Genomic DNA, 10,879 nt, shown 5'->3' on the forward strand with positions numbered 1-10,879 from the left:
CTGCACCAGGAGAGAAAACAAATGGCTAATTTACCCGAATCGCCGCAATGGGCTGACGGCGTTTATCAAATAGAGCGTAACGACCCTGTCGGCGGTGGCCCAGATGGTGCAGCGAATAAACCGCTAAAAGACCTGACAAACAGAACCCGCTGGTTGTATGAGAAATTTGGTACGGCGTTCGATAATTTAGGCTGGATGCAATTGGGTGTATGGACCGTAGGGCTTGAGGTTTCACTGCCGACCCAGATTGTGAGCTTCGACGGCTCCTGGTATCGCTATCGCGGAAACCTTGATTCTCCGCATGTTATTGCTGGGGCTTCTCCAGCAGACGATGGTGGGATTTGGTCTGGTGATAATCCTGACGGGATTTGGGTTGATGTTGGTGATGCGAGTTTGCGTTCTGATCTCGGTTCAAGCGGTATAGGCATGGGGGCATCGTTAGTTACGACATTGACAGGAAAAACAGTTCAGTATGAGCTCGATACTATTCAGTATGAACTCAATCAACTTCAGCCCGGTTTTACTGTTATCAATAGTGATATATCAAAAATCGCAGAATCAGCAAATTCTCTGTCGTTTGCTCATAGTGTAGTAATAACCGGGGATTCGTTAGGATTTAATGGCTTTGGCTATCAATCTGGATGGGGTGTGAACGGAGCTGGTTATGCGACAGCTCAACCATTCGGCATTAGCTCATGGTCGCATTTATTACGTGATGCTCTATTTACTGCGACTCCTGCATTTACGAGCATTTTTGATTTGAAATGGATTTCAGACGCTCTGTTAGTTGCTGTTGATAATACCAATTTAAAAAACATTGCAATAAACTCCATGGCGTTGAGTTGGACATTTTCATCTAACCAATCGTTGTCTGTTTTTAATACATATTCCGGCAGCACTGCGTTGATCATCGCAAAATCCCCGGCAGCTAGTGCTGTGAAATTTGACGTTAACGGCATTACGTATGACAACACATCAAATGACGGGCACTATCAGTCATGTGAGTACATGTTGATAACTGGCGGTTCGAACCCATCAGAGATCAAATTACAGAATGTTAGGAATGCGTTGACGGCAACTCCAGGCGGTAGCATCACAGTCTACGGCGTGACTCACGCAAACCGAACATGGGCAAAAATAACAGCTAAGGGTGGATATACTAGCGCTCAGGTTTTGAGTGAGTATGATTCACTAGTCGGAGCGTACTCACCTAACATTGTTTACTACATCATTGGTGCTAATGATATCAGCAGTAGTGTCCCAGTTGCTGATTTTAAGACTAACATCGCCTCTTTTATTGAACGAATGCGCAGTGATATTAGTGACGCAGTAATTGTACTGATGAGCCCCCCTCCGATGGCTGGGCGGCCGTATTCACAATTGAAGCCTTACATTTCAGCGATGCGAGATCTTGCAGTAGATAACGATTGTTCACTAATCGATTTGTATCATGTATTCGCAAAAATAGATCCGGCATATTGGCGTCATGACAATATTCATTTCAAAAAGCAAGGTGACGATATTGTATTTAATGTTGTCAAAAATTTAACATTTCCAGCTTTGCGTCAAAGTTCGTTTTCTCCCATCCGTGAATGCGCGGTCGGCTATGGAGGTCGGGCCGCAACTCGAACATCTGATAGTTACCAAATAACAGTAACGGCAACCGCCGGTGCTCCGACTGTCAATCTTGGCGGGAGAATCACACCGTTTATAAAGACTGGTTATACAACTCATGGAGACTATAACGTGATGATTGTAGAAGCCCCTGCTGGCTTTAGGATTAGTAATATTTCTGAGTATCACCCACCGATCGGGGGGTTCTCTCAGACAATACGATTTCATTCATTTATTGATGAGACACAGCGTTCGGCGCGTTTTTTTGCTGCAAATGGTTCGGCAAGCATGGCAATAGCTGGATCAGGCCTGATGTGTATCATCAGCATAAATAGAGATACATCGTTAATTTAACTGAGTGATGTCAATACATGCATAGGAACACTGCATAGCTATCACTCAGGCCACGAATTGACATCTTATGGAACAGACAACATCATATAAACTGTAATTACATTTCATATTTTGCAAAAAAAACCATCTTCATTTATCTCACCAATAGCGGTGCATTTATCGCACCGCGCATCACTGAGAGCATTGAGATCGTCATGCCGCTGTACCGTGAATTAGTAGAGAAAACGCGACAGGAACCGCTGTGCATCTCCTACGCGCTTTTTATCAATCAGAAAGATCCGGGGCATTTCACCTTTATCGAAACCTGGCCAGATAGAGCGGCACTGGACATTCACTGCCAGACTGAACACTTCCAGCGTCTGGTTCCCATGATAAATAGCCACCAGCGAGCCGAGTGCACATTTCTGCTGATGGATCCATTTGACAGTAATATTCCCACAGTTTGAATCAATCCAATTTTAGGTCGCCATGCGGCCTACATATCGTCACAACGCCTTCCTCATTTTGCTTTTTTTCACACTCAAATTTAATTCATTTTTTTTGAATTAAAATCTCAATTTTTTCCTGTTTCACATTTTTCACAACCAGATAACATACAAAAACCCTCTGACAACAGGTCATTTCACTGTTAACTCAGCAGGATAATGAATATCAAACAAATGAAATAATTTGATAATCATTCTAATAATATCGCCAACGCATTCTTATCCAACCAACAATATTAAGGGATAAATATGCGTCGGTAGATATCGGCACTCATTCAGGAGGAATCGATGTTTAAAATAAAACAGGTGGTCGCATTTACGGCGCTGATGGCGACAGCAGCGACCAGCTATGCGGCAGTAGAGGCCGATAAGCGTCCGATCAATGAGCTTTATCAGAACGCGCTTCGAGAAGGCGGTATTGTGACCGTCTATGCCGGTGGTGACACACCGGGTCAGCAGGATGGCATCAAACAGGCGTTTGAAAAACGCTTTCCGGGCATGAAACTCAACGTCATTGTGGATTACAGTAAATTCCACGATGCACGTATTGATAACCAACTGACGACCAAGACGCTGGTGCCGGATGTGGTACAGCTACAAACCCTGCAAGATTACCCGCGCTGGAAGAAAGATGGCGTGTTACTGAATTACAAACCGATCGGCTGGGATAAAGTGTACCCTGCGTTTAAAGACAAAGACGGCGCCTGGACTGGCGTGTTTGTCGATGCGTTCAGCAACGTGGTCAATACCAAGCTGATTGCCGAAAACGCCTGGCCGACAGAAGCCAATGATTATCTGCGTCCCGATCTGAAAGGCAGCATTGTCTTAACCTACCCGAATGATGACGACGCGGTACTGTTCTGGTTTAAACAGGTTGTTGATAGATACGGCTGGGAATATGTCGCTAAATTCAAAGAACAGAATCCGGTTTATGTACGCGGCACACAGGCTCCCGCAGACGATGTTGAAAGCGGCAAATCAGCGGCGACATTCTCTACAGACGGCGCGCTCGCTCCCGACCAAAACGCCAACTCCCGTTTTATTCTGCCTAAAAACGATCCGTTTGTCTCTTGGGCACAGCGTGCGGCTATTTTCAAACAGGCTCAGCACCCAGAAAGCGCCAAGCTCTATCTGAGCTGGTTGCTGGATAAAGAGACGCAGAGCAATGTCTGGTATATGTGGTCAGTTCGTACTGACGTCGCGCCACCAGCTGGCTATAAGCCTATCTGGGAATATAAGAACACCAGCCCGCAAGCCTTTGCCGACTTCATGAGCGATCGTGCTGCGGTAGAATCATTCCGCGCTCAGATCGGTCTGTATCTCGGCGAAGTGAAAGGCGAACCGTCTCCGGGTAACTTAGGGCTGCATCCAAAAGAAGCTCTACCTCATTAATATGTTATTTGTGTTCTGATTATTCTGCGATAACCCCGTCTTTCGACGGGGTTATTTTTACTTCACTTTTACAATACAGCCATTATGGGCGAGGTGGATAAATTCCATTTAACACGATACAGGCTCTTAACGCCGATTGAGGCGGAATATTAGTAACAGGCAGTGAACTGCCGTTACTACCTACAGTGACCGTACCACCGCCACTCGATCCGCCTCCGCTGACACCCGCCAGCGGAACCTGTGTACTCGTTGCCCCTGGTGCCGCATAAATAAGTGCGGCGGGCTTATCAGACATCGCTAACTGGTTAGCCGCCGAGGTGGGTGTGGCTGATGTGCCCTTATCCGTTGTCGCGTTAATGACAACTTTCCCCGAAGTCCCTGCTGTGGGTGTGAACGTAGCTAAATGACTGTGAATTGGCATTTGAGCAACGGTCAGCGTGTTGGTTTCCACCCCACGTGTCTCTCCAGCGACAACATTCGCCAGCCCAGGCCCCTGGCCTAACCCAATCGGGCTTCTGCCACGTAAGTCTGGGATGCCGAACGTTGTACGTCCGTCCCCTCCAAACGTGGTCCCCACAAGACTGTATAATGCCTGATAAATATTAATAGGTAAGAGCTGTCCCTGCGCTTCAGCATAATTATTCGGGCAATAATTTGCTGCTGTATAACAAATAGACCCCGTGTAAGCTTCGTCGGAACACGTTGCCTGAGCCACTTGAGAAACGGAAAACAGAGAAAGCCCCGTTGCTGCCATACATAAATACGTTTTCAGACCACTTTTCATATGAATTTTCCTTATGCCATCCCATTGGTAACCACGACAGGGTTTCCCCTCTCAGCTAAAAACGGCGGTAAAAAAACAATCGTTAAGTCATATCGGCGATATTTATCATCGATTTATTGGCTTGATTATTTATGTAAAAACTCAAATTTCATTTCATGAATATGTAAAAAAAGAAATAAAAACCACAATAAAAAGAAGTTAATAAGAAAAAGAAAATATGGAATTATCGTGATGACTATTTAATGAATTCCGATAGAGATTTAAAAAATCAACATCTCATGGAATGCTTTTCAAGAAGAATACCGTGATGGTGGCGGAATACTATCCGCCATATAGCGATGACAATACGCTTAGGCTATTTGGCCTAGAACCCGCTTTCTCTCACACCTAAAGCCGCAACCTGACGCCACATCCCGGTGAACAGCGATTCCGCTTCTCCATTCATCACAACAAGGCCACGCAGTGGCTGTAATGGCAACGTCAAATCGGTAGCGACATCAAGGTTTACACCATACCAACCCTGAACCGGGCGCAGCCGTTTCTGCTCATCCCGCCTTACCGCTATCGGCCCGCCGTGCTCGGAAGCCAGTATGTTATGCTCAATGAAGGCAATGCCTGTCGGATCAATGTCTTTCAATATCACAGGTACCGCGGCACGCGCCGGATCATCAGCAATAAATTGGCCGGACATCCCAGCAGTAATGCGATTAAGTTTGTCTTCACGCAGATAGCCACGCAGGCGACCACCGTCGCTGCTCACAACGCGCAACAGCGGCAGATCGGCATCCAGCCACCGTCCCGGCGTTAAATCGACAGCAATGTCCCTCACCACGCCAGACTGCGGTGCACGGATTTGCAACCGTTCCTGCTGTGCTTTCAGGCCACGATATTGTGCCAGCGCCGCCGCCAGCTCCTGTTCCAGAATCAGCGAATCGCCCACGGTGTCACGATTCGCCGCCTGACGGCGCATTTGTAATTGCAGGATGCCGATACGCTGACGAATAATCGCCAGCCGGAAATCGAGATCGCCGGATGTCAACGTCAACAGGACATCGCCCGCCTCAACCCGCTGTCCATCCTTCACCTGTAGCTGTTTCAGCTGTGCGGCAACGGGCGAATACAGCGTACTGACGCGAGATGCTTCCAGCACCGCTGGTATTTCTACCTGACTGCGCCAGGGGAAAAACAGTACCATGAGCAGTAGCAATAAACACAGCGCGGTACGCCAGACGGCGCGGCGCTGCGAGCGTTTGCGCTGATGCCACCACTGTGCGCACTCTTGCACAATAGGCAGAACGATAAACCAGCCGACTTCAACCAACATCAGGAATATGCCCAGCACTTTGAAAAAATAGTGGTAAACCGCCAGCGCAATACCGAAGAACAGGAAGAAACGCCACACCCAAGAGGCATATCCCCACAACAGCAGCCTTTTCGCCATCGGAGGCGACCAGCGCTCCGGCGGCACGTCACCATAGCCAAACAACTTTTCTCGCAGGTGCCAGCGGCACAGGGCATAGGCGCGCCCTTGCAGATTATCGATACGCCAGGCATCGCTCAGTATAAAATAGCCATCAAAGCGCATCAGCGGATTAACGTTGATGAACAGCGTGGTAATCCAGGTGGCGCTGGAAAGAAGGAATACCGCCGAATGCAACGGCCCTTCAGGTAACAACGACCAGGCCAGCAGCGCCAGCGTCGCCAAAAGCAGCTCCGCCAGAATTCCTCCTGCGCCAATCAGCACACGCGCACGATGATCGCCGACCCGCCAGGCATCGCTGACATCGGTATACAGCATCGGGAACATCACGATGAACGCCACACCCATACTCTGAACCCGACAACCCGCCTTTTTTGCCATGTAGGCGTGGCCAAGCTCATGAATAAATTTTGCGAAAATCAGGGCGCAGCCAAATGCCATCATCCCTTCAAGACTGAAGAGATGCGGAAACGAACTGCGATAGCGTGGCCAGTCTCGGCTGACCAGAAATATGCCCAGCAGTAAGATCAGCGGAAAAGCCACGCGCAGCAACGTGACGCCATAGCGCTGTAGCCACGGCCACGTTTTATTCAGAAAAGGATCGGGACGCCACAGCGGAATACGGAAAAACAGATACTGATGCAGCACCTGTTTGATCAGGCTACGGCGGCGGCTGGCCGCTTTAACCTCGTAGCTACTTCGTTGTTCTTTATCGCTGCCCGCGATCAAATCGTGTACGCGCAAAAAGCGCAGGAACTGCTCCAGATCGTCATTCCCAAGCGGTATACCGGGCTCTTTATTCACCGCGACCATCACCTGTTCCGACTCACGTAGGGGCCAGTGACGCAGCAGGCGGATTGCCGTGTTGTTCAGTTTAAAATAGCGGCCAGAAATCGTATCCGCTAACGTCCACTGGGGGGAACCATCTCGCGCTGGCGCTGCCGGGGAGAGGTGTAGATCGTCACGTAGCGGAGGTAAAACAGCCATCAGAACCCAACCGTCTTGCGCAACGCCGCGAGGGGACGGCGGAACAGGTAAACGCCCAGCGGCACATATTCACCGTAAATCTTCGCCGTGCCGCGTAAGCCGATACGTGGTGCGTCGGCGATAAAACGGGCATCGAGTCGATAAGCTAACGTGCTGCGATCGGTTAACGCCGCTTCATAGGCGATACGTTGTAGCGTGGCTTCATGGCGTTTCAGTGGGTCGCTATCCAGGAAGAGTGCCACATCGGCTTCCACCGGAAACTGGATTGCATCGCCCACATCCAGCTCAATCTTCAGTTCCGCCTGCTGAGGATTAGCCAGCTCCATCAGGCGTTCCCCTGTTCTGACGGGCTTCCCACGCAGCCGATCGCCATCGGCAAACACAGCGATACCATCACGCTCCGCCCTGACTTCACTGCGCGACAGTAGATCGCTGGCATACATCAGTTCGGCACGTTTTTGCTCGACCTGTGCCGACAGCAAATCAAGCTTCGATTTGGAATCTGCATCCTGAAAAGCCCGCTGTGACCCAGATCGCCACTCGGCTTCGGCTACGCCCAGCGCCCGCTCTGCCACATCAGCCTGAGCTTTCAGCATGGTATTATCAAACCGTACCAACACCTCATCTTTCTTCACGACCTGATTTGGCTTAACCGTGATTTCAGCGATCACACCATCCAGCGGTGCCGTCACGATGCGTCCATCCAGCGGCACAACTTCGGCCGGTGCCAGTACCGACTGACGAACCGGTATCAGCAGCGCCCCAATGAGTACAGCGAGACCAATCAGCGCTTTGGCTTTCGGAATCCCAGGCCGCCACGCTTTGCGCGGCTCCAGCGCCAGCCAGGCATGTGCATAGGCATCGGCTAACTGCGCCATCAGCGTCCGATCGTTTTCCTGCCACGGCAAGTCTCGCGCATACCACAATCCGCCAATCAGCTGTTCCTGCCGATCTTTTAACGGTACCCAGAGCGCTTCTTGTGCAGACAGCGTTTGCCAGTCATTCTGCGTTTGCGTATCAAACCACTCGGCACGCACCGTCGTAACTTGCTCAGCGGCTTTTTGAGTAACCAGTTGCTTGCCTGCGCGTTCAATAAACGCGACAAACGGCGCATGCGGATCGGGAACGGAAACCCCGGTAACGGCACGTACACGCCCATTGATCACCAGCGCGACATGACGGAAACAGAACAGCTTCTGGCTGTCATTCACCATCGAGTAGGCGAGCGTTTCGCTATTTTTGGCGCTACGCGCCAGGCGCTCCAGATGAATGAATTCGGCAAATACCCGCTCAACCGTGAAGGCATGCGATTCGCTCACGGTTGCCCCGTGAAGCGAGCGCTGCCGCTCATTCCTGCGAGCAAACTATTATCGGGTTTGATCGCTCGCCCGATCAGCGTCAAAGTCTGGCTGCTTTCATCAATACGTGCGCCAATGCGCAGCACTTCCGCTTGTAGCGGCACGCCAGTTTCATCGGGAATGAAAGTAAATGCTTGCTTCGGTTTGAGTGAGGCGAGCCAGCGTGAAGGCACCAGAACGTTGATTTCCAGATGGCGGTTATCCACAATTTCCAGCAGTGGCATCCCCTGACCGACATATTCCGAGACCTGAACTTTCCGCGATACAACCTGACCAGAGAATGGGGCAACAACGCGACAGCGGTTAGTCTGAATCTGATAAACCTGACTTTCCGCCGTGGCCTGCGCCAGACGAGCCTCCGCCACCGCGACCGCATTGCGGCCGACGGATTTCATCTCGGCCAGCTGTCTGTTCTGACTCAGCTCCTGCTGTGCCGCCCTCATGGCGGCCTGCGAAGCAGCAAACTGTGCCTGGTAGGCCGAGCAGTCAAAACGCACCAGCAAATCGCCCTTCTGGAACGCTTCACCGTCGCGAAACGGCATCTCAACCACTTTCGCATTCAGCTCACCGGACAGTGTCGCCTGATCCACCGCTCTTAATACGCCTCTGGCCTCTCTCGTCGAGGTCTCTGTCGCACGATGGTTTGCAGAAGCATTGCTTACCGGAGCGAGCTGTAGCTCATCCTCTATCTTTTCTGCCATAACGGAATAAGGCATACCGGAGAGCAACGCGATTAGCACGAGAGAAAGCGCAGTTTTTTTCGGCAGAATGTCATGCAGCCTCCTGCGAGGAAACATCATGTTCAACGGCATCGTTTTCCCAAATAGGATTTTCTTATTCAACATCGTCATCCAACACGCAGTGTGTTATGAGGCGGTCTGAAGGAGAATATCCAGACCGCACACCGTTCCTTACAGCGAAAGGTTACCGGTCGCCCAACGCTTCTCCGTTTGATCGAGCGCCTTCCCTACCGACGGGATATCATTCAAGGTCTGCGTTGCTGGCAGAGGATCCAAGCCCGCGGTAACAAAGATCTGGCCATACGCATTACGCAATTCAGCATAGGCCAAATCATTGCGCAAAGAAGTATTCACCGCGTTCAACTCGCCCTGAATCAGCTGTAATTCACCGATATTTCCGGCCTTGTAACGGTTATTCAACTGTTCAAGGATATCTACATCCAGCTTCTGTAACTCTCTACCAGTACGGTATTGGCGCTGCGCTTCATTGAAATTGGCGCGGGCCACATAAAGTTGCGCCAGTACCGCCATCGACATCGCCTGACGGCGCATTTCGGAAACGGTTTCGCCCGCTTTTGCCACATCGATAGCGGCCGGACCGGAGAACAGATTGAACAGGTTCCAGGTCACTTTCACCCCAGCATCCGCCCAATGCTGGTTAACCAGAAACGAGTTGCTGTCGTAGTTTCCCCCGACTGACATTTCAATCCCCGGCAGCATACGAAGCAGTGATTTACGCGTTTCCGCCGCGCTGATACGTACCTGATAATCCTGTTCGCGCAGTTCAGGGCGGTTCACTAACGCCGCCTTCTCCAGATCGCTAAAGGCCACTTTCAGCTCTGGCTCGACGAGTTCATTCTCCTTCGGCAAGACCAGTTTGTAATCTGTGCCCAGCGGCAAATTCATCAGCGTTGCCAGCTCGGTTTTCGCCAGAGACAGCGCACGGCGCTGCTCCTCCAACTGGCGCGTCGCATCCAGCAGTGCGCGCTGGTAGCTGTAGGCTTCAATAATGTCACCGACTTTTTGCGCCGACATTTTCTGGCTGTTCTCACGCGCCATGTCAACGCGTTCGATTAAGGCATCAATACGATGCAGCAAACGTTCAGCCGCCACGGCTCGCCAGTAGGCCGACTGCACATCCTGCACGATGGTGTGCGCCACTTTACGGCGACGCTCTTCGGCGATCCAGCGCTTATCCGACTGTTGATGCGCCGTAACATAGCTGACGCCAAAATCGAGGATATTCCACACCATATTCAGATCCGCGACGCGGCGGGTCTGATCCTGCGAGGTCGACGGCTCCAGCGAGGTGACGCCCCTTTCTATACTACGGCTACTGGAAGCGCTCACGTTACTGCGCGTCACATACCCCGCATTGGCCGCCATTTTTGGCAACATATCAAAACGTGCCAGATCCACCTGCTCCTGCGCCAGCGCCTGTTCCATCACTTTTAAGCGCGCTTCGAGGTTATATTTCAGCGCCCTTGCCATCGCATCGTGTAACGTAATGGGTGCCGTCACGGGCTCTTGATTGCTGAACATCACGCGCAGATCGTTATCCGCACGCCGGGTACTTTCTGCTTTATCGAGCGGCTGAGTTGATACCGCACATCCACTAACTAACAGCGTCAGCAGTGTGACGCTGAAAATTTTCGGGCATCTTTGCATAGTCAATTCCTTACCCC

At 50.9% G+C, this 10,879-nt stretch carries 8 protein-coding genes; 3 read left to right on the plus strand and 5 right to left on the minus strand.

Annotation, left to right across the window (positions count from 1 at the left end; translation table 11 throughout):
- Positions 1–21: 21 nt before the first annotated feature.
- From DUT67_RS14895 to DUT67_RS14905, 3 genes are all read left to right on the plus strand, one after another.
- Positions 22–1,968: an SGNH/GDSL hydrolase family protein gene (locus tag DUT67_RS14895; RefSeq protein WP_113632152.1), complete on the plus strand. Its 1,947-nt coding sequence runs from the start codon at positions 22–24 to the stop codon at positions 1,966–1,968.
- Between the two features lie 194 nt (positions 1,969–2,162).
- Positions 2,163–2,414, plus strand: a complete 252-nt coding sequence (locus DUT67_RS14900; RefSeq protein WP_113632151.1) for a putative quinol monooxygenase — start codon at positions 2,163–2,165, stop codon at positions 2,412–2,414.
- 327 nt (positions 2,415–2,741) lie between these two features.
- The gene (locus tag DUT67_RS14905; RefSeq protein WP_113628111.1) at positions 2,742–3,845 is read left to right on the plus strand and encodes an ABC transporter substrate-binding protein; all 1,104 of its coding nucleotides are present in this window, start codon (positions 2,742–2,744) and stop codon (positions 3,843–3,845) included.
- Positions 3,846–3,927: 82 nt separating this feature from the next.
- On the opposite strand, the gene DUT67_RS14910 is transcribed toward DUT67_RS14905, so the two are convergent.
- From DUT67_RS14910 to DUT67_RS14930, 5 genes are all read right to left on the minus strand, one after another.
- Entirely contained in the window at positions 3,928–4,629 is a 702-nt protein-coding gene (locus DUT67_RS14910; protein ID WP_223254607.1) for a phage tail protein, read from the minus strand.
- A 364-nt stretch (positions 4,630–4,993) separates the two neighbouring features.
- Entirely contained in the window at positions 4,994–7,096 is a 2,103-nt protein-coding gene (locus DUT67_RS14915) for an efflux RND transporter periplasmic adaptor subunit (protein ID WP_113632150.1), read from the minus strand.
- Complete coding sequence (locus DUT67_RS14920; protein WP_223254606.1) at positions 7,096–8,415, minus strand: efflux RND transporter periplasmic adaptor subunit; 1,320 nt, start codon at positions 8,413–8,415, stop codon at positions 7,096–7,098. Before DUT67_RS14920 ends, DUT67_RS14915 begins: the two co-directional genes overlap by 1 nt.
- Complete coding sequence (locus tag DUT67_RS14925; protein WP_113628114.1) at positions 8,412–9,170, minus strand: efflux RND transporter periplasmic adaptor subunit; 759 nt, start codon at positions 9,168–9,170, stop codon at positions 8,412–8,414. The genes DUT67_RS14920 and DUT67_RS14925 overlap by 4 nt, the downstream gene beginning before the upstream one ends.
- Before the next feature lie 195 nt (positions 9,171–9,365).
- Positions 9,366–10,862: a TolC family protein gene (locus tag DUT67_RS14930; protein WP_113628109.1), complete on the minus strand. Its 1,497-nt coding sequence runs from the start codon at positions 10,860–10,862 to the stop codon at positions 9,366–9,368.
- Positions 10,863–10,879: the final 17 nt, after the last annotated feature.

The organism is Pectobacterium peruviense, from assembly GCF_003312355.2.
Classification (GTDB): Bacteria; Pseudomonadota; Gammaproteobacteria; order Enterobacterales; family Enterobacteriaceae; genus Pectobacterium; species Pectobacterium peruviense.

Bases quoted from the DNA above. Each gene is read 5' to 3' on its own strand.
- DUT67_RS14895 (WP_113632152.1), top strand. From the start codon at position 22: ATGGCTAATTTACCCGAATCGCCGCAATGGGCTGACGGCGTTTATCAA.
- DUT67_RS14900 (WP_113632151.1), top strand. From the start codon at position 2,163: ATGCCGCTGTACCGTGAATTAGTAGAGAAAACGCGACAGGAACCGCTG.
- DUT67_RS14905 (WP_113628111.1), top strand. From the start codon at position 2,742: ATGTTTAAAATAAAACAGGTGGTCGCATTTACGGCGCTGATGGCGACA.
- DUT67_RS14910 (WP_223254607.1), bottom strand. From the start codon at position 4,629: ATGAAAAGTGGTCTGAAAACGTATTTATGTATGGCAGCAACGGGGCTT.
- DUT67_RS14915 (WP_113632150.1), bottom strand. From the start codon at position 7,096: ATGGCTGTTTTACCTCCGCTACGTGACGATCTACACCTCTCCCCGGCA.
- DUT67_RS14925 (WP_113628114.1), bottom strand. From the start codon at position 9,170: ATGCCTTATTCCGTTATGGCAGAAAAGATAGAGGATGAGCTACAGCTC.
- DUT67_RS14930 (WP_113628109.1), bottom strand. From the start codon at position 10,862: ATGCAAAGATGCCCGAAAATTTTCAGCGTCACACTGCTGACGCTGTTA.